The 26,044-nt window shown below is 58.8% G+C and carries 25 protein-coding genes; 14 read left to right on the top strand and 11 right to left on the bottom strand.

The window, feature by feature from the left end:
* Window positions 1-188 precede the first annotated feature (188 nt).
* From ACZ0A4_RS06195 to ACZ0A4_RS06185, 3 genes are all read left to right on the top strand, one after another.
* Window positions 189-2,132, top strand: coding sequence for a DNA topoisomerase III (locus ACZ0A4_RS06195; protein WP_463573603.1), 1,944 nt, complete (start codon window positions 189-191; stop codon window positions 2,130-2,132).
* Between the two features lie 48 nt (window positions 2,133-2,180).
* The gene (locus ACZ0A4_RS06190; RefSeq protein WP_463573601.1) at window positions 2,181-2,684 is read left to right on the top strand and encodes a GNAT family N-acetyltransferase; all 504 of its coding nucleotides are present in this window, start codon (window positions 2,181-2,183) and stop codon (window positions 2,682-2,684) included.
* Window positions 2,685-3,194: 510 nt separating this feature from the next.
* Window positions 3,195-3,524, top strand: a complete 330-nt coding sequence (locus ACZ0A4_RS06185) for a hypothetical protein (protein WP_463573599.1) — start codon at window positions 3,195-3,197, stop codon at window positions 3,522-3,524.
* A gap of 244 nt (window positions 3,525-3,768) precedes the next feature.
* Here ACZ0A4_RS06185 and cynR read toward each other — a convergent pair whose 3' ends face one another.
* Window positions 3,769-4,662 (bottom strand): transcriptional regulator CynR, encoded by an 894-nt coding sequence (gene cynR, locus ACZ0A4_RS06180; protein ID WP_463573598.1) that lies wholly within the window; start codon window positions 4,660-4,662, stop codon window positions 3,769-3,771.
* Between the two features lie 120 nt (window positions 4,663-4,782).
* Here cynR and cynS point away from each other — a divergent pair, with 120 nt between their 5' ends.
* The 3 genes from cynS (at window position 4,783) to ACZ0A4_RS06165 (ending at window position 6,239) form a co-directional block, all read left to right on the top strand.
* Window positions 4,783-5,250 carry a cyanase gene (gene cynS, locus ACZ0A4_RS06175; RefSeq protein ID WP_129392419.1) on the top strand — a complete coding sequence of 156 codons (468 nt, stop codon included), beginning with the start codon at window positions 4,783-4,785 and terminating at the stop codon, window positions 5,248-5,250.
* Window positions 5,251-5,331: 81 nt separating this feature from the next.
* On the top strand, window positions 5,332-5,568 hold the full coding sequence (locus ACZ0A4_RS06170) for a DUF2790 domain-containing protein (RefSeq protein ID WP_463573596.1): 237 nt from the start codon (window positions 5,332-5,334) through the stop codon (window positions 5,566-5,568).
* An 11-nt stretch (window positions 5,569-5,579) separates the two neighbouring features.
* Window positions 5,580-6,239: a carbonic anhydrase gene (locus ACZ0A4_RS06165; protein ID WP_463573594.1), complete on the top strand. Its 660-nt coding sequence runs from the start codon at window positions 5,580-5,582 to the stop codon at window positions 6,237-6,239.
* 51 nt (window positions 6,240-6,290) lie between these two features.
* Here ACZ0A4_RS06165 and ACZ0A4_RS06160 read toward each other — a convergent pair whose 3' ends face one another.
* Window positions 6,291-7,793, bottom strand: coding sequence for an aldehyde dehydrogenase family protein (locus ACZ0A4_RS06160; protein ID WP_463573592.1), 1,503 nt, complete (start codon window positions 7,791-7,793; stop codon window positions 6,291-6,293).
* A gap of 200 nt (window positions 7,794-7,993) precedes the next feature.
* On the bottom strand, window positions 7,994-8,902 hold the full coding sequence (glsB, locus tag ACZ0A4_RS06155; RefSeq protein WP_034152462.1) for a glutaminase B: 909 nt from the start codon (window positions 8,900-8,902) through the stop codon (window positions 7,994-7,996).
* Between the two features lie 137 nt (window positions 8,903-9,039).
* Here glsB and ACZ0A4_RS06150 point away from each other — a divergent pair, with 137 nt between their 5' ends.
* Together ACZ0A4_RS06150 and ACZ0A4_RS06145 are read left to right on the top strand one after the other, a co-directional pair.
* Window positions 9,040-9,528, top strand: a complete 489-nt coding sequence (locus ACZ0A4_RS06150; protein ID WP_463573590.1) for a GFA family protein — start codon at window positions 9,040-9,042, stop codon at window positions 9,526-9,528.
* Window positions 9,529-9,752: 224 nt separating this feature from the next.
* Window positions 9,753-11,951, top strand: coding sequence for a TonB-dependent siderophore receptor (locus ACZ0A4_RS06145; RefSeq protein WP_463573589.1), 2,199 nt, complete (start codon window positions 9,753-9,755; stop codon window positions 11,949-11,951).
* Between the two features lie 172 nt (window positions 11,952-12,123).
* Here ACZ0A4_RS06145 and ACZ0A4_RS06140 read toward each other — a convergent pair whose 3' ends face one another.
* From ACZ0A4_RS06140 to ACZ0A4_RS06130, 3 genes are all read right to left on the bottom strand, one after another.
* Window positions 12,124-13,410 carry an ATP-binding protein gene (locus tag ACZ0A4_RS06140; protein ID WP_463573588.1) on the bottom strand — a complete coding sequence of 429 codons (1,287 nt, stop codon included), beginning with the start codon at window positions 13,408-13,410 and terminating at the stop codon, window positions 12,124-12,126.
* A complete protein-coding gene (locus ACZ0A4_RS06135) occupies window positions 13,411-14,118 on the bottom strand; it encodes a response regulator (RefSeq protein WP_463573587.1) in 708 nt (235 codons plus the stop codon).
* A gap of 156 nt (window positions 14,119-14,274) precedes the next feature.
* Complete coding sequence (locus ACZ0A4_RS06130; RefSeq protein WP_463573586.1) at window positions 14,275-14,883, bottom strand: MiaE family protein; 609 nt, start codon at window positions 14,881-14,883, stop codon at window positions 14,275-14,277.
* Between the two features lie 158 nt (window positions 14,884-15,041).
* On the opposite strand from ACZ0A4_RS06130, the gene ACZ0A4_RS06125 reads away from it, so the two are divergent.
* Window positions 15,042-15,905, top strand: coding sequence for a universal stress protein (locus tag ACZ0A4_RS06125; RefSeq protein ID WP_463573584.1), 864 nt, complete (start codon window positions 15,042-15,044; stop codon window positions 15,903-15,905).
* A gap of 104 nt (window positions 15,906-16,009) precedes the next feature.
* Here the strand turns inward: ACZ0A4_RS06125 and ACZ0A4_RS06120 are convergent, their stop codons facing one another.
* Window positions 16,010-16,480, bottom strand: a complete 471-nt coding sequence (locus ACZ0A4_RS06120; RefSeq protein WP_064117650.1) for a DUF1289 domain-containing protein — start codon at window positions 16,478-16,480, stop codon at window positions 16,010-16,012.
* Between the two features lie 469 nt (window positions 16,481-16,949).
* On the opposite strand from ACZ0A4_RS06120, the gene acnB reads away from it, so the two are divergent.
* A complete protein-coding gene (acnB, locus tag ACZ0A4_RS06115; RefSeq protein WP_463577495.1) occupies window positions 16,950-19,559 on the top strand; it encodes a bifunctional aconitate hydratase 2/2-methylisocitrate dehydratase in 2,610 nt (869 codons plus the stop codon).
* Between the two features lie 51 nt (window positions 19,560-19,610).
* Here the strand turns inward: acnB and ACZ0A4_RS06110 are convergent, their stop codons facing one another.
* From ACZ0A4_RS06110 to ACZ0A4_RS06095, 4 genes are all read right to left on the bottom strand, one after another.
* Window positions 19,611-21,263 carry a SulP family inorganic anion transporter gene (locus tag ACZ0A4_RS06110; protein WP_463573583.1) on the bottom strand — a complete coding sequence of 551 codons (1,653 nt, stop codon included), beginning with the start codon at window positions 21,261-21,263 and terminating at the stop codon, window positions 19,611-19,613.
* 80 nt (window positions 21,264-21,343) lie between these two features.
* Window positions 21,344-22,624, bottom strand: a complete 1,281-nt coding sequence (locus ACZ0A4_RS06105; protein WP_463573582.1) for an HAAAP family serine/threonine permease — start codon at window positions 22,622-22,624, stop codon at window positions 21,344-21,346.
* A 233-nt stretch (window positions 22,625-22,857) separates the two neighbouring features.
* Window positions 22,858-23,040: a hypothetical protein gene (locus ACZ0A4_RS06100; RefSeq protein ID WP_463573580.1), complete on the bottom strand. Its 183-nt coding sequence runs from the start codon at window positions 23,038-23,040 to the stop codon at window positions 22,858-22,860.
* Between the two features lie 68 nt (window positions 23,041-23,108).
* Complete coding sequence (locus ACZ0A4_RS06095) at window positions 23,109-23,303, bottom strand: hypothetical protein (protein ID WP_034152472.1); 195 nt, start codon at window positions 23,301-23,303, stop codon at window positions 23,109-23,111.
* Window positions 23,304-23,556: 253 nt separating this feature from the next.
* Between ACZ0A4_RS06095 and ACZ0A4_RS06090 the strand changes: the two genes are divergently transcribed.
* From ACZ0A4_RS06090 to ACZ0A4_RS06075, 4 genes are all read left to right on the top strand, one after another.
* Window positions 23,557-23,940 carry a tautomerase family protein gene (locus ACZ0A4_RS06090; RefSeq protein WP_463573579.1) on the top strand — a complete coding sequence of 128 codons (384 nt, stop codon included), beginning with the start codon at window positions 23,557-23,559 and terminating at the stop codon, window positions 23,938-23,940.
* A gap of 206 nt (window positions 23,941-24,146) precedes the next feature.
* On the top strand, window positions 24,147-24,671 hold the full coding sequence (locus tag ACZ0A4_RS06085) for a cysteine hydrolase family protein (protein ID WP_463573578.1): 525 nt from the start codon (window positions 24,147-24,149) through the stop codon (window positions 24,669-24,671).
* A gap of 342 nt (window positions 24,672-25,013) precedes the next feature.
* Window positions 25,014-25,496 (top strand): DUF4822 domain-containing protein, encoded by a 483-nt coding sequence (locus tag ACZ0A4_RS06080; protein ID WP_463573576.1) that lies wholly within the window; start codon window positions 25,014-25,016, stop codon window positions 25,494-25,496.
* A gap of 15 nt (window positions 25,497-25,511) precedes the next feature.
* Complete coding sequence (locus ACZ0A4_RS06075) at window positions 25,512-25,940, top strand: hypothetical protein (RefSeq protein WP_141127698.1); 429 nt, start codon at window positions 25,512-25,514, stop codon at window positions 25,938-25,940.
* Window positions 25,941-26,044: the final 104 nt, after the last annotated feature.

Raw genomic sequence — 26,044 nt, 5'->3', positions numbered from 1 at the left:
GCGAAAAACCTGACACAGGCGCAAACCGGGCGCTAATCAATTTCTCGATAGCCCTGCCTGCGTCCCTGTATTACCCGTCACCTGCTGCAATGGTTTTTATCTGTATATCCATACAGATAAAAGTTGCCCCTGACGCCAAGTCCGGCCATTCTGTGCACCTGTTCCGACCTTGATCGACGATGGTGGTTATGCGGCTGTACCTCTGTGAAAAACCCTCCCAGGCCAAAGACATTGCGGCCGTGCTCGGCGCCAGGCGTCGGGGCGACGGCTGCTGGCTGGGAACGGACGTCACGGTAACCTGGTGCATTGGCCATTTGCTCGAAACCGCCCCGCCGGATGCCTATGACGCCCGCTACAAGCGCTGGGTGCTGGCCGATCTGCCGATCATTCCAGACAAGTGGAAAATGACCGTCAAGCCGCGCACGGCCAGCCAGTACAAAGCGGTCAAACGCCTGCTGGGTGAAGCCAGCGAACTGATCATCGCCACCGACGCCGACCGTGAGGGCGAGATGATCGCCCGGGAACTGGTTGAGCACTGTCGTTATCGCGGTCCGATCCGCCGCTTGTGGCTGTCGGCGCTGGACGAAGCCTCGATCCGCAAAGCCCTGGCCGCACTGAAACCGGGGGCCGAAACATTCAGCCTGTATCACTCGGCGCTGGGCCGCTCGCGGGCGGACTGGCTGATCGGCATGAACATGAGCCGGCTGTTCACCCTGCTCGGGCGACAATCGGGTTATCAAGGCGTGTTGCCGGTAGGCCGGGTACAGACGCCGACCTTGCGACTGGTGGTGGATCGCGACCGCAGCATCGCCGATTTCGTGCCGGTGCCATTCTGGGCGATCGATGTCGATCTGCTGCACAACGGCATTCCGTTTACCGCGCAGTGGCGTGCGCCACCGGATGTCTGTGATGATCAGGAGCGCTGCCTCAATCAGGCGCTGGCCCAACAAGCGGCAGCGGCGATCAACGGCGCGGCCAGTGCCCGGGTGGTTAAACTGAAAACCGAGCGCATGCGCGAAGTGGCGCCCCTGCCCTTCGATCTCGGCACCTTGCAGGAAGTCTGCTCGAAGAAACTCGGCCTCGGCGCGCAGGAAACCCTCGACATCGCCCAGGCACTCTACGAAACCTACAAGGTCATCACTTACCCGCGCAGTGATTGCGGCTACTTGCCGCTAAGCCAGCACAGTGAGGCGCCGGGGATTCTTGCCGCGTTGCGTCAGGCCGACTCGAGTCTTGACGCACTGCAAGGCCATCTCGACTCCCAGCGCCGCTCCCGAGCGTGGAATGACGCCAAGGTCAGCGCTCACCACGGCATCATTCCCACCGCCGCGGCGAAGAATCTCGAACGCTTGAGCGGCAAGCACCGTGCGGTCTACACGCTGATCCGCGCACGCTATCTGGCGCAATTCCTGCCTAATCATGAATACGATCGCACCCAGGCCGACTTCGATTGCGCCGGTGAAGCGCTGCGCGCGGTCGGCAAGCAAATCATCGAACCGGGCTGGAAGCGTGCTCTGCCCGAAGCGCTGGCAGCGGCCAAGGGCCGCGAAGCCCCTGCGCCACAAACCTTGCCGGCCCTGAGCCAGGGTGTCGAATGCGCCATCGCGTCGGTGAAACTCAAGGACCTGTGGACGCAACCGCCCAAGCCCTACACCGAAGGTGACCTGATCAAGGCGATGAAGAACGTCGCCAAACTGGTCGAGGATCCACTGCTCAAACAGAAGCTCAAGGACACCACCGGGATCGGCACCGAAGCTACTCGCGCCTCGATTATTCAGGGCTTGATTGACCGTGGTTATCTAGTGAAAAACGGCAAGGCCCTCGCCGCCACCCCGGCCGCGTTCAGCCTGATCGATGCGGTGCCGCGCGCGATTGCCGACCCCGGCACCACGGCGATCTGGGAGCAGGCACTGGACATGGTGCAAAGTGGCGAAATGAGCCTGGAAGAATTCGTTACCAAACAAGCGGCGTGGATGAGCAAACAGGTGGCGCGCTGCTCCAGCCTCAGCCTGACCATCAGCGGCCCGCCCCCTGCCGGCAAAGCCTCGGCACCGTGGAAAAAGAAACGTAAATCGACCCGCAGCAAATCCGCAGGCACCACCAAACGCACGGCGAAACCGGCGAGCAAATAAAACCCGCTAGTGTTTCTGCAAGGCTCATCACTTTCAGGAACCCGGCGCATGGCCAATATCGAACTGCACCCTGCTCAACGCGATGAGCTGGAGATCATCGAAAACCTCATGCAGTTCTACATGTACGACTTCAGCGAATGGCTGCCGCTGAAGCTCGCTGATCATGGTTTCTTCTCCATCCAGCCAAAAATTGACTACTGGCGCCATCCGGCCACCCGACCGTTCCTGATTCGCGTCGACGGCGAACTGGCCGGGTTTGTGACCGTCGATGACGAAACCCATGTCGCCGGTACCGAACACAACATTGGCTATTTCTTCATCGCCCGGCGCTTTCGTGGCCAAGGCGTCGCGCAATTTGTCGTCTCTGCCCTCTTGAGCCAGATCCCCGGTCAATGGCAGATTTTCCATATCGACGCCAACCTGCCGGCCCAGCGCTTCTGGGCCAGACTGATTCCGTTATTGAGCGACGGCCACTTCACCCTGGAGCAGCGCAAAGTAGACGGTTATCCATGCACCTTCTATGTGCTGCGCACGCCTTTTTCCGTTGCCTGAACGGATTCTTTCTCATTCCAAAACAGCTTTGTCCGACAATATGTAGTGAACAAAAATAATCACTACAAAAGCGTTGACGGCGTCGTTTTGCTTTTGCATGATGAAGACGTTCCCCGATCGGGAACACGAGTAACACGCTTGAGCAAACTCGTCTGACCGCCGAGTTGTTTTTTCCGGATACACGCTGCCCACAAGGCAGATTGAAGAAGCTGACCTGGCCTGAACGTCCAGTACAAGGACGAGAAGCGCTGGCGAAAATTCTCAAGACGCTTGTGGTCGACACGGTAAATGTCGTCAAGGAGCCTCCCGGTTTTCGCTGCTTCTCCTCGTTGTGACGCTATTGCGTAGCAGTTATTCAACACGACTACATGCAACAGATGCACGACCCCGTACTTTCCACGGGCGAGCGCTGACGTCCTGGTTTCGGTGCCAGGGATCAACTAACCGATGGGCTACCTGTATTAGCGAATCAACTTTGAAAGATCACCAGACTGGTCAAGGGGCAATATCATGAATCTGAACAATCAACCTACTATCGAAGAACTGGCTCGTATGTTCGCTGCGCAAAAAGACAGCCATGACAGCCATATTCTGTGGATCAGCAAGTCGGGTCAGGTGCATATCGACTGCCTGGCGACCCATGCTGACGAAGGCGAGTTCGACCGCAACCATCAGAACCTGCTGGCCCGCCTGAAGATGTACCGTCGCGGCCACGGTTATGTTGGCAAGAAAGCCGCGGCCGACAAGGACTTCATCGGTAATGTTTTGCAAACGCTGAAACAGGCGTGGGATTCGATGCAGAACAAGAATGAAGTTCGGGTGATTGATCGGTTCTGCTGAGTTAGTCATTCAATAATTGAAAGGCCTGCTTCCTTGAAGAAAGCAGGCCTTTTTTTGTTCACTTTCACTGATTTGGCGTGACTGGAATTGTAGCCCTCACCCCAGCCCTCTCCCGAGGGAGAGGGAGCCGGTTTATGGTGCTTTGAGAACCAGAGTTCGGCTCAGGTTTCTCAGGTCGGCGTAAATCGCACAAACACCTCGGTCAGTCCCCTCTCCCTCTGGGCGGTCCGACGTTTCGGGAGGGTTAGGGTGAGGGTGAGGGGCTTCCCATGCCCAACACCAATTCCACAAACGCCACCGACGCCGCACTGTGATAATTATTACGCCGCCGCAACAACGCCGCCCCACGCTGCGGCGCCTCGCTCTCCACCCGCAACCGGCGCAACGCCCGATCCTCCGTCGCAATCGCCTGCGGCAACATCGTCGCCAGCGGCGAATGACGCACCACTTCCAGCAACGTACTCACCGAATTCACCTCGATCCGCACCTGAGGCGTAATCCCGTGCTGACGAAAATATTCATCCACCGATAACCGCGTGATGAAGTCCGGTGCCAGCAAAGCGAACTCCAGTGACGCGATATCTTCCGGCGTCAGCACCGAGTGGCTGTCATACAGCGGATGCTCCCGCCCAACCATGATCCCCAACGTTTCGGTAAACGCCGGGATGCACTCGATATCGGCGTTACGCACCGGCGTAAACGCAATCGCAATATCCAGCGAGTCATCCGCCAGCCCCGCCTCGATGTCGTCCATCGACAACTCGAATATCTGTAAATGAATCCCCGGATACCGCGCCGCAAAGTCGCGCACCAACGGCCCGACCAGATACGCCATGAACGTCGGTGTCATCGCCAGACGCAACGTTCCGCGAGACAGATCCTTGACGTCGTGCAGCGCACGTTTGCCCGCCTCCAGTTCCACCAGCACCCGGCGCGCGCATTCGATGTAAGCCTCGCCGGCATCGGTGGGTTTGACCGTGCGCGAGGTGCGATCAAACAGATTCACCCCGAGGGATTCTTCCAGTTGGCGGATCTGTTGCGACAAGGTCGGCTGCGACACATGCAGCGCCTCGGCGGCACGGGTGAAGCCGCCGTGATCGGCAACGGCCAGCAGATAACGCAAATGTCGCAGCAGCATGGGAAACCCCATCTATAGGTAGGACTTATGCGAAGCATTGTATATCGGTCTTGGACGCTATGGATCAATCGGCAGAAGATTGCTCCCACACAGCAAGCCAACCCTGAAAGGAGTGACACCATGCAACAGTCCCACGCCTACAACGACACCAGCCTGGCCCTGACCACCCGCGTTCTCGACGCCAAGGCACGCAAAGATCTGTCGTGGCAGGATCTCGCTGACGGCACTGGCCTGAGCCTGGCGTATGTCACCGCCGCCCTGCTCGGCCAGCACCCACTGCCGGAAAACGCCGCCCAAGTGGTGGGCGACAAGCTGGAACTGAGCGTTGAAGACGTCGCGGCAATGCAGATCATCCCGCTGCGTGGCAGCCTCAGCGGCGTACCGACCGACCCGACCATCTACCGCTTCCACGAGATGATCCAGATCTACGGCACCACCCTCAAAGCGCTGGTTCACGAGCAGTTCGGCGACGGCATCATCAGCGCGATCAACTTCAAACTCGACATCAAGAAAGTCGAAGACCCGGAAGGCGGCTCCCGCGCTGTGGTCACCCTCGACGGCAAGTTCCTGCCCCTGCGTCCGTTCTGATCCACATCGGCCCGCACCCTGCGTGCGGGCCAACCGACCTCAAATGGCTACCCGTCACCAAACACATCTGGAGGCTGCCCCATGCAAAAAATCCTGTTGATTCTGGCCCTGCTCGGCGGCTTTTCCGTCCAGACATTTGCCGCTGACGAGGCGGTTGCCTACCGCTACGGCATGCAGCTGGACGTCGCCCAAGTGCTGAGCATTACCCCGGTTGCCGATGTGTGTGGCGTGGTGCCGGTGGAGATGACGTATCTGGACAGCCACGGCGACAAACACATTCTTCAATACAGCGAATTCGGCAGCGGTTGCTCGAACTAGAGGACAACACCATGAAAAACCTGATTGATGGCTTCCTGAAATTCCAGAGCGAAGCGTTTCCGCAGCGCACCGAATTGTTCAAACACCTGGCGACCACGCAACAGCCCGGCACCTTGTTCATCACCTGTTCCGACAGCCGTGTCGTGCCGGAACTGCTGACCCAACAAGAACCCGGCGAGCTGTTCGTGATCCGCAACGCCGGCAATATCGTGCCGTCCTACAGCCCGCATCCGGGCGGGGTTTCGGCGACGGTTGAATATGCGGTGGCGGTGCTCGGGGTGACCGACATTGTGATCTGCGGGCATTCGGACTGCGGCGCGATGACCGCGATCGCGAAGTGCAAATGCATGGATCACTTACCTGCGGTCAGCGGCTGGCTGCAGCATGCCGAGTCGGCGAAAGTGGTTAACGAAGCGCGGCCGCACGCCAATGACGCGGCGAAATTGAGTTCGATGGTGCGCGAGAACGTGATCGCGCAACTGGCGAACATTCAGACCCACCCGAGCGTGCGTCTGGCTCAGGAGAAAGGCCTGCTGAATCTGCATGGCTGGGTGTATGACATCGAGACCGGCTCGGTCGATGCACTGTCCGCCGACCGCCGTACGTTTGTGCCGTTGGCGGAGCAACCGGCGACTTGCGCAATCCACGCACAATCCACCCACGCCGCCTGAGCAACTCATCGTTCCCACGCTGGAGCGTGGGAACGATCATTGTCCGCAAGATCAGCGTTTTACTGTGAGGTCTATTTGGGTCATGCGGCTGCGCACAGTGAACACGCCGTCACCGGAAAGAATCGCACTGCGCGCAAACAAGCGCCCGCTCTCCCAGTTCGAAAGCCCCAGTTCCGGCTTGTTCAGCGCGTACTGCCCATCGACCCAACGGGTAATACCATTGCCCACGAACGGTGCATTCACCGCGTTGTAAAAACGCTCTTGTACGGTGGCATCTTCGCTGATCAACGAGACGGTAAATTGCGGGCTGTAGCGGTTGAACAGCGCAATCGCCTGATCAAGATCGTCGACGATCATCAGGCTGACTTCCGGGGTTTCTTCCCATTCCCATTCGCGGCCCAATGCTGATTCCGCCAAGGGCTCAGCCAATGATTCAGTCTGATACCCCTCAGCGCGATAAACCTCGACCGTTGCGTTCTGCCACTCACCAGGCAGATAACGTTCGCTGCCTTCAACGATGTGCAATTTGCAGCTCTGGCCACGCGCGGCGCCGGCCTGCTGCAATGACTCAAGAAACAACGGCACCAGTTCCGCCGCACGATCACGCTGGATCAGGCAGACGTTCAACGTATTGCAGACTTTGCGATCCAGCGAGTTGCGCACCACGGCGGCGAAACGTGTGGCATCGGCAGCACGATCGGCAATCAACCACGCGCCCCCCGTGCCGTGCAGGCTGACGGCGGTGCCGGCCTGCTGGGCAATACTGCCCAGTTGACTGACCGCACGACCCGAGCCGCGCGCCACCGCCAGCGACAAGCGTCGGTCAGCGAACATCGCCCAACCGGCCGCATGATTGACGCTTTCCACCAACGCCACCGCACCGGCGGGCAGACCGGCATCAGCCAGCGCCGGGTTCAAGGCGTGAGTGACGATGGCTTGCGCGGTGCCCAAGGCATCGCTGCCAATGCGCAGCACGGCGGTGTTGCCCGTGCGCAAGACTCCGGCCGCGTCGGCAAACACGTTCGGCCGACCTTCAAAGACAAACGCGACAATGCCCAGCGGCGAGACCACTTGTTCGACCTTCCAGCCGTCGTGCTCGACGCTGCTGATGACTTTGCCACGCGTTGCCGTCGCATCACGCCAGGCGCGCAGGCCGGCGATCATATCGCCACGCATGCGCTCATCGGCGAGCAGGCGCGTGGTGGAGCGGCCGCGCGCCTTGGCCCGCTCGATGTCGGCAAGGTTGGCGGTTTCGATGCGCGCCCAGCAATCCGGAGTTTCCAGACGTTGCGCGAACTGGTCGAAAAACTGGCTGATAGCCTCATCGGACACCGCCGACAGCACGGTGAACGCCGCTGCCGCACGCTCGATCGCCACCGACGCCGCTTGCTGATCCGCCACGGGGATCAGCAGCAGCTGTCCACTGACCTGCTCCACCAGCAGATGGTCACCGGGCTGAAAGCGCGCGGCCAGTTCGGGGCTGACCACGGTGACGCGATTACCAGCGAAAGGGATCGGCGTGCCAGCGACTAGACGTTCGAGCGCGAGAGACATGAAACGGATTCACCATGCAGAGGGCGGCCGGAAAATGTAGCGGATTACTCGATGAAATACACCTCTTCAAACACTAAAGAAACCTGTGGGAGCTGGCTTGCCAGCGATAGCGGTGGTTCAGTCAAATTTATTGTGATTGACAGGACCTCATCGCTGGCAAGCCAGCTCCCACAGGGTTTTGCGGTGTTTGGCGGATCGGGTCAGAACACCGACCAGCCAATCCGCGAGCTGAGCATCTCCAGCGCCGCCATCCCCGCCAGTGAGTTCCCCGCCGCATTCAACTCCGGCGACCACACGCACACCGTGAACTGCCCCGGCACCACTGCAACAATCCCGCCACCGACGCCGCTCTTGCCTGGCAAACCGACGCGGTAAGCGAAGTTGCCTGCTTCGTCATACAGCCCGCTGGTAGCCATGATCGAGTTGACCTGCTGGGTTTGCCGGCGCGTCAGGATCTGTTCGCCGCTGTGTTTGCAGAAACCATCGTTGGCCAGAAAGCAGAACGCCCGCGCCAGATCGATACAGTTCATGCGCAATGCGCAGTGGCTGAAGTAACTGCGCAGCACCGCTTCGACATCGTTGTGAAAGTTGCCGAACGACTGCATCAGATACGCCATCGCCGCATTGCGCGCGCGGTGCTGGTATTCGGAGTCGGCGACTTTGCCGTCGATCATGATCTGCGGATTGCCGGACAGGCGTCGGACGAAATCGCGCATCGACAGGGTTGGTGCGGCAAAGCGTGACTGGTTGATGTCGCAGATCACCAGCGCGCCGGCATTGATGAACGGGTTGCGTGGCCGACCGCGCTCGAATTCCAGCTGCACCAGCGAGTTGAACGGTTGCCCGGACGGCTCGTGACCGAGGCGCTCCCAGATCGCTTCGCCGGAGTGATCGATCGCCTGCACCAGGCTGAACACCTTGGAAATACTCTGCACCGAGAACGGCGTCTCGGCGTCACCGGCGCAGTACATCTCGCCGTCGTTGCCGTACACGGCGATGCCCAATTGGTTAGCCGGCACGGTGCCGAGGGCAGGAATGTAGTCAGCCACCTTGCCTTGTCCGATCAGCGGGCGGACAGCGTCAAGAATCTCGTTCAACAGCGCTTGCATGCCGGGTTCCGAAGTCTCGCCCCATGGGATTGCGGGGACACTGGGGCTAGACGCTGCGCCCGCCCGTCGAATCACACCGGCCTGCATCGCACTGAATGTTCTAGGCTCAACCGCACATTCAAAACGGGAGAGCACCCATGCATCTCGAAGGCTCCTGCCATTGCGGCGAGGTCTCGTTCAGCCTTACCAGCGCCCACCCCTACCCTTATCAACGCTGTTATTGCTCGATCTGCCGCAAGACTCAGGGTGGCGGCGGTTATGCGATCAACCTCGGCGGCGACGCGACCAGTCTCAAGGTGCGCGGGCGCAAACATATCAGCGTTTACCACGCGAAGATGAAAGACGAAGGCGACAAACGCGCCCATCGCAGCAGCGCCGAGCGGCATTTTTGTTCACTGTGCGGCAGCGGCTTGTGGCTGTTCAGCCCTGAGTGGCCAGAGCTGATCCACCCGTTCGCCTCGGCCATCGATACGCCGTTGCCGGTGCCGCCGGAGCACACGCATTTGATGCTGGGTTCGAAAGCACCCTGGGTCGAAGTCGAGGCTAAAACCAAAGACAAACAGTTCGATGTCTACCCCGAGGAATCCATCGCCCAATGGCATGAACGCCTCGGTTTGACCCGATAGACAATCGCCGCCATTCCTCTATCCCTGTGGGAGCTGGCTTGCCAGCGATGAGGACAGCTTGTTCAAAATCAATGTTGGCTGTCCCACCGCTATCGCTGGCAAGCCAGCTCCCACAAGGTTCTTTTTTCACCTTTTGATTTTTGCAGTTCCCTTTTCCCGCACTCGTTCGGTTAACCCCTCAGAAGCACTTCAACTACCGATCGATTCGATGCAAAGGGATCTCCATGTCGCACGTCCGTTTCCGTTTCGCCCTGTGCCCGCTGGCACTGACCCTGCTGAGCATTTCTGCCAACGCCGCTGAGAAAACCGGCCAGACCTTGCAACTGGGCGCCACCAACATTTCCGCCCAAGGCCTCGGCGCCACTACCGAAGACACCCGTTCTTACACCACCGGAGCCATGTCCTCGGCCACCGGCCTGCCGCTGTCTATCCGCGAAACCCCGCAGTCGGTGACGGTCATTACCCGTCAGCAAATGGACGATCGCGGCGTGCAAAGCATCGGCGATGCGCTGCGCAATACCCCCGGCATCTCCATGCAGAAGTACGACAGCGACCGTACCGAGTTTTCCGCCCGTGGCCTGGCGATCACCAACTTCCAGTACGACGGCATCAACATTCCCTACGACGGTGTCTACGGCGAAAACCCGAACAACGGCGATGACGCCGCGAGCATCGACCGCATTGAAATCGTCAAGGGCGCGACCGGCCTGATGACCGGTTCCGGCGACCCGTCGGCCACGGTCAACCTGATCCGCAAGAAGCCGACCAAGACATTCAAAGCCTCGATCAGCGGCACCGTCGGCTCATGGGATGCCTACCGCACCGTCGGTGATATTTCCGGTTCGCTGACAGAGTCGGGCAACGTGCGCGGACGTTTCGTCGGCGCCTATTCCGATCAGAACTCTTACCTGGATCACTACAGCCAGCGCAAAGACCTGTTCTACGGCATCCTCGAAGCGGATCTGAGCGACGACACCCTGCTGACCTTCGGCGTGGACAAATCCAGCACCACACCACGCGGTTCGTCGTGGACCGGCAACCCGGTGTATTTCGCCGATGGCGGGCGAACTGATTTCGGGCGTCACTTCAACTCCGCCGCTGACTGGAGTCGCCGCGATTTCGACAACATCACCTACTTCGCCTCCTTGGAACAGGCGCTGGCCAACGACTGGAAATTCAAGGTCAGCCTCGACCAGAAAACCACCGATCACGACACGCGCCTGGCTTCGGCCAGCGGTGGCAATCCGAATCGCGCCACGGGTGAAGGCATGTTCATGTATTGGGGTCGCTGGGAAGGTCATCGCGTGCAGAACACCGCTGACATCAACGTCTCTGGCCCGTTCACACTGGGCGGTCGCGAGCATGAACTGATCGCTGGCGTGATGACCTCGCACTCGCGCCAGACCGGTTCGACCTACGACACCAGTGCGTTTTCCGAAGTCCCGGGCAGCATTTACGACTGGGACGGCAATCTGCCGAAACAGGACTTCCCGAAAAACGGCAAATACGAGCGCACCCAGAGCCAGAACGGCATTTACCTGGCCACGCGCTTGCGCCCGACCGATGATCTGTCGGTGATTCTCGGCAGCCGCTTGAGCACCTTCAAATACAACGAAGACTACCGCTACAACCCCGGCGCCGGTCTCGACGACACCCACACCAGTTACAAGGAACACGGCGTGGTCACGCCTTACGCCGGGGTGATTTATGACCTCGACGACACCTATTCGCTGTACGCCAGCTACACCCGTATTTATCAGCCGCAGACCTACAAGGACGCCAACGGTTCGACCCTCGCGCCGGTCGAGGGCGACAGCTATGAAACCGGTTTGAAAGCGGCGTATTTCGACGGCCGCCTCAATGCCAGCCTGGCGTTTTTCCGCATTGAGCAGGACGGCGTTGCCGAGTCGATCGGCACCAACGCGGTGACTAATGAAGGCATCTACAAAGCCATCGATGGCGCAACCACCAAAGGCGTGGAGCTGGAACTGGCCGGCGAACTGGCCGAAGGCTGGAACGTCTCCGCCGGCTACACCTACGCACGCACTCGCGATGCCGATGAGCAGCGCATGTTCGGTTATCCGTTGTCGACCACCAAACCCGAGCACACGGTGCGCACCTTCACCACCTATCGTTTGCCCGGCGTGCTCGACAAGGTCACTGTCGGTGGCGGCGTAAGCTGGCAGAGCGCGTTCTACGGCAAGATCTACAGCGCTCCGGCCGGCGACTACACGCGGATCAAACAAGGCGGCTACACCCTCGTCGACCTGATGAGCCGCTATCAATACAACGAGCACCTGAGCTTCACGGTCAACGCCAACAACGTGTTCGACAAGCGCTACCTGACGGGACTGGGTAACTTCGACACTACGTTCTACGGTGAGCCGCGCAATTTGATGCTGACGACCAAGTGGGATTTCTGATCGTTAACAAACCTTGAATTGACGGCGCCACGGATGGCCCCATCGCTGGCAAGCCAGCTCCCACAAGGATTCGAGGTATTGCCGTGAGAATAGTCACACCGCCAATAACTGTGGGAGCTGGCTTGCCAGCGATGGCGGTGGGTCAGCTACAAAAATCTTGATTGGGCTGCCATTAATCCAGATGCGCCCAGGTCATGCGAAACGACGCCCCACCCCAAGGCGAGTCACCCACTTCAACCTGCCCGCCATGGGACTGCGACACCCGGCGCACCAACGCCAGGCCCAAGCCAAACCCACCCGTGCGCCGATCCCGACTGGCATCCAGCCGCGAAAACGGCTCGAAGATCTTCTCCCGCCCATGCACCGGCACCCCCGGCCCATCGTCGTTGACCCGCACTTCGTAATAATCACCGGTGCGCACCAGCGTCACTTCAACCCGCTGCTCAGCATAACGAATCGCGTTGCGCAGCAGATTGATCACCGCCCGCGCCATGAATCGTGGCTCGATACGCACCGTGTCGATGCGGCAATCACCGATCAGCAACTGCACTCCCGCAGCTTCGGCCTCCAGTGCCACGCTGCCAACCACGCTATCAAGCCAATTGGCAGCCTGGATGTTTTCGCGTTTTATCACCGTCGCGCCGCGCTCAAGGCTGGCATAGGTCAGCAGTTCCGAAACCATTTCCTCCAGCTCACCGAGGTCGGCGTACATGTCGGCAATCAGCTCGCGATTCTGGCTGGCGTCCGGCTGCTGCTTGAGCTGGTCGAGTTCAAACGACAACCGCGCAATCGGTGTGCGCAGTTCGTGGGACACGGCGTTGGTCAGCTCGCGCTGGTTGGCGATCAGGCCTTCGATGCGTGCGGCCATCAGGTTGAAGTGCTCGGCCAGATCGCGGATGTTCGAGCGCTTCGACAATTGAATGCGCACCGACAGATCGTTGTCGCCGAAACGCTCGGCGGCCAGGCGCAGCTTCTCCAGATCACGCCAGTGCGGGCGCACCCAGAAAAACAGGACGATGCCGATCATCACGGCAATCATCAGGTAGGCGCCAGCGATGTAGAACGGCATCAGACTCGGCTCGGCCGGCAAGCGGATGCTGAGCAGTTGCGGGCCATCGTCAATCGCCGAAATGTACTGAGTGTACTTGTCGCGGATCACCAGCAGCCCTTTGGCCAGCTCAGCTTTTTCCTCGTCGCTGAGGGCCAGTTCAGAGGTATCGACCAGCGTCAGCCCCAAACCGTAATGCGGGCGAATCGTTTCCAGCTGCTTTTCCCGGGCCGGGCCGTCGAGATCCCGCAACTGCTGGCCCAATGTCCATGCCTGTCCCCGCACGGCCTCACGGTTGTAGTCCTGCATCTGATAATCAAGCAAGGCATCAAAGGTTCGCTCGACCGTCTGCAAGGCCAGCACCAGACCTATCGTCATGACCAGAAACAGTCCGAAAAATAACCGCAGCATCTACAACTCCCACGCGAACGGATTGAACAGATAACCCTTGCCCCACACGGTCTTGATACACATCGGCTCGCGGGGATTGTCTTTGAGTTTGTTGCGCAATTTGCTGATGTACACGTCGACGCTGCGATTGAGCCCGTCGAAGGCGATCCCGCGCATGCGATTGAGGATGTCATCACGCGACAGGACCTTGCCGGCCGCACTGGCCAGCAACCACAGCAGCTCGAATTCCATGGTGGTCATCTCGATGAGTTCGCCCGCGAGGCGTACTTCACGGCAACTGCGATCGACGTTCAACTGGCCAAACTCCAAAAAACTCACCACGTTGCTGTCCGGCACCTGCCGCCGCTGCAGAGCCCGCAATCGGGCCAGCAACACCGGCGGCTTGATCGGTTTGATCACGTAGTCATCGGCACCGGATTCCAGACCGAGAATATGGTCAAGATCGTCTTCCTTGGCCGTCAGGATCACGATCGGCGTGTCCGACACGCTGCGAATCTCCCGGCACACGTGCAGCCCGCTCTGCCCCGGCAGCATCAGGTCGAGCACCACGACGTTTGGCTTGAATTCCAGAAAGGCAGCCACGGCCAGGTCGCCGCGCAACACGGTGCGCACCTCGTAGCCATGTTGTTCGAGAAAGTGGGCGATCAGCGCCGCGAGGCGCTCATCGTCTTCCACCAGCAGGACTTTGCCAAAACCCAGGTTATCCATAACGACCGTCTGCCACCCATGTGTGAAGTGGTCGGCATTATGGCGGCAATCGCGCTGAAGGCGTTTGCTTCAGGCAGCAAAAACCGGCCGCCGGGGCCGGTTTTCGGTGATGTTTCATACTCTTAAGAGTTTTTAACATTCAAACGCAAAAGATCTTTAACTGTTGGCAGGCACACCGCTGTGGAAGCGAAACTCTTCGTCCGGCGACTCGATCAGTTCCTGCTCGGCGGCACGAACCTTGTCGATGACCTGGGCAATATCTTTCGCATCGCCGTACTGATAGGCCAGCTTCAGATAACCCTGAAAATGCCGCGCCTCGCTTTTCAGCAGGCCAAAGTAGAACTTGCCGAGTTCTTCGTCCAGGTGCGGCACCAGCGCTTCAAACCGCTCGCAACTGCGCGCTTCGATAAACGCGCCGACCACCAGCGTATCCACCAGTTTCACCGGCTCATGGCTGCGCACCACCTTGCGCAAGCCCGAGGCGTAACGCCCGGCATGCAGTTGGCGCAGTTCGATCTTGCGCCGTTTCATGATGCGCATGACCTGCTCGTGGTGCACCAGTTCTTCCCGGGCCAGACGCGACATCATGTTGATCAGGTCGACGTGGGAATGGTACTTGGCAATCAGGCTCAGGGCGGTGCTGGCAGCCTTGAACTCGCAGTTCTTGTGGTCGATCAGAAGAGTTTCCTGATCGGCCAGTGCCGCCTGAACCCAGGCGTCGGGCGTGCGGCAGCCAAGGAATTCGTGGATTTCGGGAAGGATCATGGGGCTCACGGTAAAGGTGTTCGAGCGAAAGGCGCCGATTATACCGGCCTGCCCGCAGACCACCAGCCGCGCGCGTTGATATGCATCAAGTCGCGGATGATCAAGCAACAACTATAGTTGTGCAACGCCGTGCCTTTTCTTTGCTGGAGACTCCGCTCATGCAAGCCATTCGCAGCATTCTGGTGGTCATCGAACCCGAACATTCGGAAAGCCTGGCGCTCAAGCGCGCCAAGTTGATCGCTGGCGTGACCCAGGCCCATCTGCACCTGCTGGTGTGCGACAAGAAGCACGATCACGCCGGTATGCTCGGCGTGCTCAAGACTGCACTGCTGGCCGACGGCTATAGCGTGACCACCGAACAGGCGTGGAACGAAAGCCTGCATGAAACCATCATCGATGTGCAGCAGGCCGAAGGGTGCGGGCTGGTGATCAAGCAGCACTTCCCTGACAGTTCGTTGAAAAAAGCCCTGCTGACCCCGGCGGACTGGAAGCTGTTGCGCCACTGCCCTACGCCGGTGCTGCTGGTGAAAACCGCCGGCTCCTGGAAGGACAAAGTGATTCTGGCGGCGGTTGATGTGGGCAATGCCGACGGTGAGCACCGGCATCTGCACACGACGATCATTGATCACGGCTATGACATTGCCAGTCTGGCCAAGGCGCATCTGCATGTGATCGCGGCGCATCCATCGCCGATGCTCTCGGCTGCAGACCCGACGCTGCAACTGAGCGAAACCATCGCGGCGCGTTATCGCGAGCAATGCCGGGCGTTTCAGGCTGAATTCGATGTCGATGATGAACATCTGCACATCGAGGAAGGCCCGGCGGATGTGTTGATCCCGTTCATGGCGCACAAGCTGCAGGCGGCGGTGACGGTGATCGGCACCGTCGCGCGCACCGGGCTGTCAGGGGCTTTGATTGGAAATACGGCGGAAGTGGTGCTGGATGAGTTGGAGAGCGATGTGCTGGTGCTCAAACCGCAGGAGGTTGAGGATCATCTGGTGGAGTTGGCGGTGAAGCATTAAGGATTGCGGTGTCTGAACCGGCCCCTTCGCGAGCAGGCTCGCTCCCACATTGGATTGATGTCGTTCACAAAACCATTGTGGGAGCGAGCTTGCTCGCGAAGCTTCTAGGCGCCGAAGGCGTCTTTCAAAAAGCCCGGGGCGATGTAGCGCTGGTAGTGCGCTTCCGACAGCAGGAAAAATTCCCGATCAATGGCATCGCGCAATTCCGGCAGGTTCCAGTCGCGAAACTCCGGCAGCAACACCATCCCGTACGCTTCCAGATTAATGATCACTCGCGCACCACGGGCAATCAGCTGATACGCCCAGCAATATTCCGACTGATGCGGCACGAAGCGGATCTTGCGCTGTTCGAGTTGCTCGCGCAGACGCGCCGAATCGAAAATCTCGACCTTGGCCGCCATCACTTGTGACAGCAATTGCTCCAGACGCAACCACACCGCGCGTTTTTCCTCCTCGTTGTAACCATTCCAGTGGATCACTTCGTGGTGGAAACGCTTGCAGCCACGGCACACCAGATCACCGTAAACAGTGGAGCAGAGGCCGACGCAGGGGGTCTTGATGGTCTGATTGGGCATAAAGTAGGCAGAGGCACTGAAACGCTGAACAGACTGGCATGTTAGCCCTTTGTCGGGCATTGATCACCCCTCAAACATCAGGGTCTCAGGCGCACCGCGCGTTTGACCCGGCCGCGCGCATTGCCACGAAAGTCCAATAGAGCCCGACTTACCTTTAAATTTTTTTTGCCGTAGAATCAGCCAGCCTTTTAAGGCGCCAATGTCCGTTAGAAGCTGTTTTCAAAGCGTCACGAGCACAGTCGTTCCTTCAGAGCGGTGTTGGCGAGGGATTTTTCCAGCGGGGAAAAATCCAGCGCCAACCCTCATCAGCTCCCCGTTCTGCAGGCGTAAAACTTTGAAAGCAGCTTCTGTAAGGAATTGCCGGTAATTCTGGCCGAACGACCCACAACGTCGTGAGGAGCATGAGTACGGCAATTTCGGGATGAGCGTCCCGGACACCCATTTGGGACCACTGATGAGGGTAATAACTGTGCTTGAAGCCTACCGCAAACATATCGAAGAGCGTGCAGCCCTGGGTATCGTTCCCCAGCCGCTTAACGCCGAACAAACAGCAGGCCTGGTCGAGCTGCTGAAAAACCCTCCGGCTGGCGAAGAAGAATTTCTCGTTGACCTGATCACCAATCGCATTCCACCAGGCGTGGACGAAGCGGCCTATGTCAAAGCCGGCTTCCTGTCTGCACTGGCCAAGGGCGAAGTATCCTCCCCTCTGCTGGACAAGAAGCGCGCTGTAGAACTGCTCGGCACCATGCAGGGCGGCTACAACATCGTCACTCTGGTTGACCTGCTGGACGACACCGAGCTGGCGCCAGTCGCTGCCGCGCAACTCAAGCACACCCTGCTGATGTTCGATGCGTTCCACGACGTCGCGGAAAAAGCCAAGAACGGCAACGTTCACGCTAAAGCCGTGCTGCAATCCTGGGCTGACGGCGAGTGGTTCAAGAACCGCCCGACCCTGGCCGACAAGATCAGCCTGCGCGTATTCAAGGTCACCGGCGAAACCAACACCGACGACCTGTCCCCTGCTCCTGATGCCTGGTCGCGTCCGGACATCCCGCTGCACGCCCTGGCCATGCTGAAAATGGCCCGTGACGGCATCGTTCCTGATCAGCAGGGCGCTATCGGCCCGATGAAGCAGATCGAAGAAATGCGCGGTCAAGGCTTCCCGATCGCCTACGTCGGTGACGTGGTCGGTACCGGTTCGTCGCGTAAATCGGCGACCAACTCGGTACTGTGGTTCTTCGGCGACGACGTTCCTTACGTGCCGAACAAGCGTGCTGGCGGTTTCTGCTTCGGCAGCAAAATCGCTCCGATCTTCTACAACACCATGGAAGATGCCGGCGCACTGCCAATCGAGTTCGACGTTTCCAACATGAACATGGGCGACGTGATCGACCTGTACCCGCATGCTGGCAAAGTCTGCAAACACGGCACCGACGAAGTCCTGACCACCTTCGAAATGAAGACCCCGGTGCTGTTGGACGAAGTCCGTGCCGGCGGCCGTATCCCGTTGATCATCGGCCGTGGCCTGACCGAGAAGGCTCGCGCCGAACTGGGTCTGCCAGCGTTCGACCTGTTCAAGAAGCCTGATGCACCGATCGAAAGCACCAAGGGTTACACCCTGGCGCAGAAAATGGTCGGCAAGGCTTGCGGTCTGGCAGAAGGCAAAGGCATCCGTCCTGGCACCTACTGCGAACCGAAAATGACCACCGTGGGTTCTCAGGACACCACCGGTCCGATGACCCGTGACGAACTGAAAGACCTGGCGTGCCTGGGCTTCTCCGCTGATCTGGTAATGCAGTCGTTCTGCCACACCGCGGCGTATCCAAAGCCGATCGACGTGACCACCCACCACACCCTGCCTGACTTCATCATGACCCGCGGCGGCGTTTCCCTGCGTCCGGGCGACGGCATCATCCACTCGTGGCTGAACCGTATGCTGCTGCCAGACACCGTCGGTACCGGTGGTGACTCGCACACCCGTTTCCCGATGGGCATCTCGTTCCCGGCCGGTTCCGGTCTGGTTGCGTTTGCTGCGGCCACCGGCGTTATGCCGCTGGACATGCCGGAATCGATCCTGGTGCGCTTCAAAGGCAAAATGAAACCTGGCATCACCCTGCGTGACCTGGTTCATGCGATTCCGTACTTCGCTATCCAGAACGGTCTGCTGACCGTCGAGAAGAAAGGCAAGAAAAACGCCTTCTCCGGCCGCATCCTGGAAATCGAAGGTCTGGAAGGTCTGACTCTGGAGCAGGCGTTCGAACTGTCCGACGCCTCGGCCGAACGTTCGGCTGCCGGTTGCACCATCAAGCTGTCGAAAGAGTCGATCACCGAGTACCTGAACTCCAACATCACGCTGCTGCGCTGGATGATCGGCGAAGGCTACGGCGATGCGCGTACTCTGGAACGTCGTGCTCAAGCGATGGAAGCCTGGGTTGCCAACCCGGAACTGATGGAAGCCGATGCCGACGCCGAATACGCCGAAGTCATCGAAATCGATCTGGCCGACATCAGCGAGCCTGTACTGTGCGCGCCGAACGATCCGGACGATGCCCGTCTGCTGTCCAGCGTTGCTGGCGAGAAGATCGACGAAGTGTTCATCGGTTCGTGCATGACCAACATCGGTCACTTCCGCGCTGCCGGTAAGTTGCTGGATCAGGTCAAGGGTCAGCTGCCAACCCGACTGTGGCTGTCGCCGCCGACCAAAATGGACGCTCACCAACTGACCGAAGAAGGCTACTACGGTATCTACGGCAAGGCTGGCGCACGCATGGAAATGCCAGGCTGCTCGCTGTGCATGGGTAACCAGGCACGTGTAGAGCCGAACGCGACTGTTGTGTCGACTTCCACTCGTAACTTCCCGAACCGTCTGGGCGACGGCGCGAACGTCTACCTGGCTTCGGCTGAGCTGGCGTCCGTGGCTTCGATCCTGGGTCGCCTGCCGACCGTCGAGGAGTACATGGAATACGCTGGCAAGATCGACAGCATGGCGGCCGATATCTACCGCTACCTGTCCTTCGACCAGATCGCCGAGTTCCGTGAAGCTGCTGCGAACGCCAACATTCCGGTCGTTCAAGCCTAACGTTACAACGCAATAAAAAACGCCGCCTATCGTGAGATGAGCGGCGTTTTTTTATGCCTCGGGTTTCAGCGTGAGGGCTTTCTGCACAGCGCCATCGACGCTCAAACCGCTGAGGATGACGCCGCTGGCCAGTACTTCAGGCAAAGCGTCCAACACCGTCAACGCTTCATGCTTGAGCCGCGCCAGAATCAAACGCTTGCCTTGCTGATGCACCCGCAGGAAAAACTCCTGCATCGCCTCAATACTGGTGCCATCAAGGTTCGGCGTCTCTTCAAGACTCAGAATCACCGTGTGCACCGGCACCTCTGCATGGCGGACCAGTCTTAACGCCGCCCCCAGAATTCGTTCAACATTGGCAAAAAACAACGCCTCACTCGGCCGAATGATCAGTACGCCGGGTTCCGCTTGCGCAATGGGATGACGCTGCACATCGACAAAATCGTGCCCGCCATCAATCCGCCCCAGCACTTGAACGTCCGCCGCCGACATCTGTTTGAGCATCAACAGCACACTGATCGCCACCGAGACCAGCAGGCCGTCCAGCACGCCCAATAGCAGTACGGCCGAGACCGCGCAGATCACCAGCACACGATCCCGGCGCCAGACGAAGTAGCGGCCCAGCGGCTGCAAACTCAAACCGCGACCCAATGCGTGCATGACAATCGCGGCAAGAATCGGCTCCGGCGTCAGGGCAATCCACGGCAACACCGTCAGCACGATGATCAACACTACCAACGCGGCTACCCCGCCGGCCCAGCGAGACGTCGCCCCTGCGGCTTCATTTGCCGAGGTCGCCGAGTACCCCGCGCCTGCCGGCATGCCATGAAACAACCCGGAGAGCAGGTTCGACGCGCCCAGCGCCAACAGATCGCGGTTCGAGGTAACGCGATCACCATGCTTGAGCGCATAGGCGCTGATCGACCCGTAAGACTCCGCATACAGAATCATCACCAGCGCAAACCCCACCTCACCCAGACGGAGCCAATCGGCGAACGGCAGCACCGGCAGGTTGGGAAGTTCCAGGCTCAGGTCGATAATGCCGATCATCTTCACGCCGTAAGCCGCAAAATTCAGCCATTGCCCGGCGGCGATGCCGATCACCACCACCAGCAAGCCGCCGGGCACTCGCGGGAATCTCGAGAACACGCAGAGCAACAGCAGCGCGACAGCCGCGACAGCCGCGGCCGGCCAGTTCCACCGTGGCAGCTGTTCAAGCAGTTGCGGGGCGAAGCGCACCAGATTGGCCTCGGTAAGATGCACGCCGACCACACTGGCGACCTGTTTGAGAATGATGGTCAACGCCAGACCGAAGGCGAATCCACGCAAAACCGGTTTCGCGATAAAGGAGGTGACACTGCCCAGACGAAAAGCACCGGCCAGCAAAAACAACGCACCCGTGACCAGCACCAGGCCGACCGCCAGCGTGGAGCGCAATTGCGGGTCACCATTGGCCAGCGTTGCCGTCGCCGCCGCCAGCACTGCGGCCGAAGAGGACGTCGCCGAGACAATCGCAAAGCGACTGGTGCCGAACACCCCGTAACACAGCAGCCCGGCAAACAGGGCGATAACCCCGGCCTGAGGCGCTAATGCGGCGATGGTCGAATACGCCACCGCTTCGGGCAGCAAGAGGCCGGCTATCGATAGACCGGCCAGCAAATCCTGCCAGCGATTGGGTGGTTCAACAGGTTGCGGGACGCTCGACAATCCACTGTCTCCAGACGAAAAAAAACCGCTGCATACATCGTATGCAGCGGCCACTGTAGCTGAGTATCTGGAGTTGTGGCTTACGCGGTCAGCGAATAAATCAGCGCCGAAATCGCCACCAGACCTACTGCGGTGACAAACACATTGGACGCCTGACCACGATAACGCGCCATTGCTGGCACCTTGCGAATGGCGTACATCGGCATCAGGAACAGAATCGCCGCGATCACCGGGCCACCGATGGTTTCGATCATGCCCAGAATGCTCGGATTCAGGGTCGCCACGATCCAGCACACCACCAACATGAACGCCGCCACAATACGGTCCAGCGCCTTGGCGCCCGGACGTTTGCCGCTCTTGATGATCAGCCCTTTGAGACCTTCGCTGGCGCCGATGTAGTGACCGAGGAAGGACTTGGAGATCGCCACAAACGCAATCAACGGCGCTGCGAAAGCGATGGTTGGATTGCTGAAGTGGTTGGCCAGGTACGACAGGATCGACAGGTTTTGCGCCTTGGCCTCGGCCAGTTGTTCCGGCGTCAGGGTCAGCACGCAGCTGAAGACAAAGAACAACACCATCGCCACCATCAACAGGTGCGCGCGGGACAGGATCTGCGAGCTGCGCTCTTCAGCGTGGACGCCATAACGACGCTTCTGATCGACCGCAAACGCCGAGATGATTGGCGAGTGGTTGAACGAGAACACCATCACCGGAATCGCCAGCCACAGTGTATGCAGCAACGCCGACGGCGCTGGCACGTGCGAAGCGGTGGCGAAAATGCCACCGTTCCAGTGCGGAATCAGGTACACCGCGAGGAACAGCAACGCGACGATAAACGGGTAAACCATCAGGCTCATCGCCTTGACGATTGCCTGCTCACCGCAACGCACCACGGCCAGCAGACCGAGGATCAGCACGAACGACAGCAGCGCACGCGGTGGCGGCGTGATGTGCAGTTGGTGTTCAAGGAAACTGGCGACCGTGTTGGTCAGGCCAACACTGTAGATCAGCAGGATCGGGAAAATGGCGAAAAAGTACAGCAAGGTGATCAGCGCACCGGCCTTGATGCCGAAATGCTGCTCGACCACTTCCGTGATGTCGGCGCCTTCACGACCGGAAAGCACAAAGCGGGTCAGGCCACGGTGGGCGTAGAACGTCATCGGGAACGCCAGCAGCGCGAGGATAACCAGCGGCCAGAAGCCCCCCAGACCTGCGTTGATCGGCAAAAACAGGGTGCCGGCGCCGATGGCCGTCCCGAACAGTCCCAACATCCAGGTGGTGTCCTGGCGATTCCAGCTCGAAAGTTCAGCGGGTGCTGCTGCATCAAAGCGCTCTTCGACGCTATTGGCCTGATCATTCATCCGGTCGGATCTCCGCATTCCGGTCACTTGCCACTCGGTCAGGACGCGTCGGAAAAAACCGACAGACATGCTCCGGCCGAAACAGGGGCGCGATTCTCCGCGATAAATGAGCAGAAGCAAAGACTTAGCTGAGGAATGGTTGTGCGGAGCAGATCCGTTTGACGTCGTTTTCGGGAAATTATCTGTCGTAAATGGGTATTCATGATGTCGTTAACAGGCACATGCGAGGGTATTCAGAGGGTTCGAGCCAACACCATCACGAAAGCGATCCCCATCGCGCCCATCAACATTCCAAGGCTAAACAGCAAAACCGTTTCACGCCTTTCGGCTTTGCGAAAGGGCTTCATGGCTTCTCTGAATTCAAACTCCTCTTGATACAGTCGGTCTATCCTGGCTCTGCTTTCCTCTGTGCTCATACTGCCCCTTTCCCTTTTTTTATGCTCTGAATCAACACGTATGCGCGACGGCAACCTGCTGCGCTCTCTTACAGTTTCAAATAAAGCCCAACGGCGGTGGCAATTGCAGTTAATGCCCCAGCCCCCACTACAAGGGGATACAAGAAAGTCTCAAGTTTCAGTTTTGCTTCCTCCGCCAAAAGCTTGCGCCTCTCCGCACCGAGCTTTTGGGTTTCCGTTTGTAGCCTTTCGAGCTCCACATTTTTGTGGTCATCAAGATGCATGAACCTTCCCTGGCTGCTGACAGTTAACGCTCGGGAAGCTTTTCCATCCTGGACCGCCTCCCATTACTGCCCCATGATTTCGCGTTAACCGTCTGCCCGATAGCAGATGGCTCTGCCAAATGCGTAGGTAAAATCCGCGAGTTTCGTAGGTAGCCTCATACAACAACAGTAGCGAGGTCATCACCCCATGCTTTCAATCTGGTTGAAATGTTCTAGCGTGAATGAGTCCCCTGCCCCCCCGGAGTCCCTGCCCATGCCCCTCGTTCGCATCGACCTCAAACAAAACCCCGACCCCACCTTCGCCAAACGCATCGGCGAACAGATCTACGCTGCCATGCGCAACACGATCAACGTGCCGGAGCACGACAACTTCCAGATCCTCGCCGAACACGACGGCGAGCATTTCATCTTCGACCCGCAATATCTGGGCATCCCGCGCAGCGAGCATCTGGTGATCATCCAGATCACCCTCAACGAAGGTCGAACCCCGGAGCAGAAAAAAGCCCTCTACCAGACCATCGCCCATAACCTGAACACGCAACTGGGCATCCGCCTCGAAGACGTGTTCATCAACCTGGTGGAAGTAAAAAAAGAAAACTGGTCGTTCGGCAACGGCATCGCCCAATACGCCAGTTGACAGTGGCGCGACGCCCCCAGCATGATCAGCCCATGAACATTCGCGCGCTGCAACTCACCCACACCACCACGACCGCCACCGGCGGGGCGTGGTGTTTGTGCGTGAGGTAACCTCAGCGCAGCAAACCCGAGGCCCCGCCAGCAATGGACGGGGCCTTGTTGTTTCTCCCGTCCGTGCGGCATCTGCAGCACTCAAGGAGAAGCACCATGCCCGCAGCACTGTTGATCATCGATATGCAGGTTGGCCTGTTCCACGGCCCGGAAAAACCTTACCAAGGCGAACGGGTTCTGGCCAACATCCAGCGCCTGGTCGCTCAGGCCCGCGTGAATCAAGTGCCAATCTTCGCCGTGCGCCACACCGGCCCGGACGGCTCACCGATTGCCGCCGGCAGTCCATTCTGGCAATTGCTGCCAGCGCTTGAATTGGACGCCGAGATAGACACTCTCTTCGACAAATCCCGCCCCAATGCTTTCCATGGCACTGACCTTGCGCAGCAACTCAAAGCCGCACAGGTAGAAGACCTCTATGTAGTCGGCATGAAAAGCCAGTTTTGCATCGACAGCACCTGTCGCAGCGCTGCCGATCTGGGCTTCAGACCACTGCTGGTCAGTGACGCCCACACTTGCATGGACACCGCTGCGCTATCGGCCGAAATGATCATCAACCATCACAACGCAACCCTCGGCGCCGCTTTCGCACAGTTAATCGACAGCGCTGACGTGAGGTTCTAAGGAAGCGTCCCGAAATTGACGCAACTTCACTTGCTGCGGTTGCGTCAACCAGACATTTTTTACGGCATTACTTGTCCTGCAGCATCGTGTAATTAGTTAATGGCGTCAGCGACGTCAACCACAGAAAACGCGACAAATAAATGAATCAACCAATAACCTTTCAGAACAATCCTACACATTAAACATCCAAAAAAACTTACAACAAAATATTACTTAAAATCGAATGCCAGCCATTTGTTACAAGCGACTACCCAGCCATTGAACATCATTCAATGGCTGGTCTATATTTTTATCGCCCGAACTCGAAGACTGATAATTAAAGTGTGATCAAGAGGAAACAGCATGCAAAAGAACATGATGACCGGCCTGTTGTTGGCCGCACTGCTTGCACCGTTCGCCAACGCCAACGCCGATGTCCGCGAGCTGGCTTCTTCGCCGCGATGGCTGACCACCAAGGTCTATATCGACGGCGCCCCTGAAACCGACGTCAAGGCGAAGTACCCCGGCGTCGTAGGCATATCGACGTGGGATCCCGAGCGCAATCGATATGAGTTCTTTTACACCGACACAGGCGAGTCAAAGTACAACAATGGTGGTGGCGGTTATTTCTTTGTCACCGGCGATCAGCAACAGCACATTCTTGTGCCGGATATCGGCCCGACCAAAATATTTGTCAGGCGTCTGGAAACTTTGAACAACCGTGAGTTTACTTATTCTCGGGAAGTACCCCGCGACATGATCGACAACAACCCCCTGGTTCGCATTCATGTCGTTCACGCGCCCTATACCGGGACGATAGAAACCAAGTCCGCGATCAAACAATAAAACCAGGAGTTCAATATGCAAAAGTCACTTAAAAGCCTGCTGATGTCGACGTTACTGATTTCTTCCGTCTATTGTGCCGGGGTCAGCGCGCAAGCCGCCAACCAGCCCGCAAAAAATGCCGTCGCCACTGCCGACAACGCGATGATGCTGACCGTATTTCTGAAACATGATCAAACCCGACCGTTAAGTGAACTCAAGGCCCAGCTCGCGCAGCAGGGTTTCCATAAAACATTTCCCCCGGCCGGTGTCGAGGTGGTGAGCTGGAACATCATGATGGGTATCGGCCAGGTCGTTACCGTGCGCTTTCCTGTCTCGCGTCTGGCGGAAGTCAACCTTGCGCTGGAGAGCACCGCATGGGGCAGTTACCGTACCGAGTTTTATCCGACCTACGATATCAAGCCGCTTGCGATGGCTGAACAAGCCAAAGCCCAAGCGGCCCAATGATGCCAACAGCACACCGGATCACCGGTGTGCTGCCTACCCTTGCTTCTTGCCCGAAGCCGTCCAGAATCAAAGCACCACCGCGTGAATGACAACGATTGCCAAGC

The organism is Pseudomonas sp. AC172 (assembly GCF_979258595.1).
Note: the sequence above shows the minus strand (reverse complement) of the source record. Positions and strands in the feature narration are given on the sequence as shown.

Bases quoted from the DNA above. Each gene is read 5' to 3' on its own strand.
- ACZ0A4_RS06195 (WP_463573603.1), top strand. From the start codon at position 189: ATGCGGCTGTACCTCTGTGAAAAACCCTCCCAGGCCAAAGACATTGCG.
- ACZ0A4_RS06190 (WP_463573601.1), top strand. From the start codon at position 2,181: ATGGCCAATATCGAACTGCACCCTGCTCAACGCGATGAGCTGGAGATC.
- ACZ0A4_RS06185 (WP_463573599.1), top strand. From the start codon at position 3,195: ATGAATCTGAACAATCAACCTACTATCGAAGAACTGGCTCGTATGTTC.
- cynR (WP_463573598.1), bottom strand. From the start codon at position 4,662: ATGCTGCTGCGACATTTGCGTTATCTGCTGGCCGTTGCCGATCACGGC.
- cynS (WP_129392419.1), top strand. From the start codon at position 4,783: ATGCAACAGTCCCACGCCTACAACGACACCAGCCTGGCCCTGACCACC.
- ACZ0A4_RS06170 (WP_463573596.1), top strand. From the start codon at position 5,332: ATGCAAAAAATCCTGTTGATTCTGGCCCTGCTCGGCGGCTTTTCCGTC.
- ACZ0A4_RS06165 (WP_463573594.1), top strand. From the start codon at position 5,580: ATGAAAAACCTGATTGATGGCTTCCTGAAATTCCAGAGCGAAGCGTTT.
- ACZ0A4_RS06160 (WP_463573592.1), bottom strand. From the start codon at position 7,793: ATGTCTCTCGCGCTCGAACGTCTAGTCGCTGGCACGCCGATCCCTTTC.
- glsB (WP_034152462.1), bottom strand. From the start codon at position 8,902: ATGCAAGCGCTGTTGAACGAGATTCTTGACGCTGTCCGCCCGCTGATC.
- ACZ0A4_RS06150 (WP_463573590.1), top strand. From the start codon at position 9,040: ATGCATCTCGAAGGCTCCTGCCATTGCGGCGAGGTCTCGTTCAGCCTT.
- ACZ0A4_RS06145 (WP_463573589.1), top strand. From the start codon at position 9,753: ATGTCGCACGTCCGTTTCCGTTTCGCCCTGTGCCCGCTGGCACTGACC.
- ACZ0A4_RS06140 (WP_463573588.1), bottom strand. From the start codon at position 13,410: ATGCTGCGGTTATTTTTCGGACTGTTTCTGGTCATGACGATAGGTCTG.
- ACZ0A4_RS06135 (WP_463573587.1), bottom strand. From the start codon at position 14,118: ATGGATAACCTGGGTTTTGGCAAAGTCCTGCTGGTGGAAGACGATGAG.
- ACZ0A4_RS06130 (WP_463573586.1), bottom strand. From the start codon at position 14,883: ATGATCCTTCCCGAAATCCACGAATTCCTTGGCTGCCGCACGCCCGAC.
- ACZ0A4_RS06125 (WP_463573584.1), top strand. From the start codon at position 15,042: ATGCAAGCCATTCGCAGCATTCTGGTGGTCATCGAACCCGAACATTCG.
- ACZ0A4_RS06120 (WP_064117650.1), bottom strand. From the start codon at position 16,480: ATGCCCAATCAGACCATCAAGACCCCCTGCGTCGGCCTCTGCTCCACT.
- ACZ0A4_RS06105 (WP_463573582.1), bottom strand. From the start codon at position 22,624: ATGAATGATCAGGCCAATAGCGTCGAAGAGCGCTTTGATGCAGCAGCA.
- ACZ0A4_RS06100 (WP_463573580.1), bottom strand. From the start codon at position 23,040: ATGAGCACAGAGGAAAGCAGAGCCAGGATAGACCGACTGTATCAAGAG.
- ACZ0A4_RS06095 (WP_034152472.1), bottom strand. From the start codon at position 23,303: ATGCATCTTGATGACCACAAAAATGTGGAGCTCGAAAGGCTACAAACG.
- ACZ0A4_RS06090 (WP_463573579.1), top strand. From the start codon at position 23,557: ATGCCCCTCGTTCGCATCGACCTCAAACAAAACCCCGACCCCACCTTC.
- ACZ0A4_RS06085 (WP_463573578.1), top strand. From the start codon at position 24,147: ATGCCCGCAGCACTGTTGATCATCGATATGCAGGTTGGCCTGTTCCAC.
- ACZ0A4_RS06080 (WP_463573576.1), top strand. From the start codon at position 25,014: ATGCAAAAGAACATGATGACCGGCCTGTTGTTGGCCGCACTGCTTGCA.
- ACZ0A4_RS06075 (WP_141127698.1), top strand. From the start codon at position 25,512: ATGCAAAAGTCACTTAAAAGCCTGCTGATGTCGACGTTACTGATTTCT.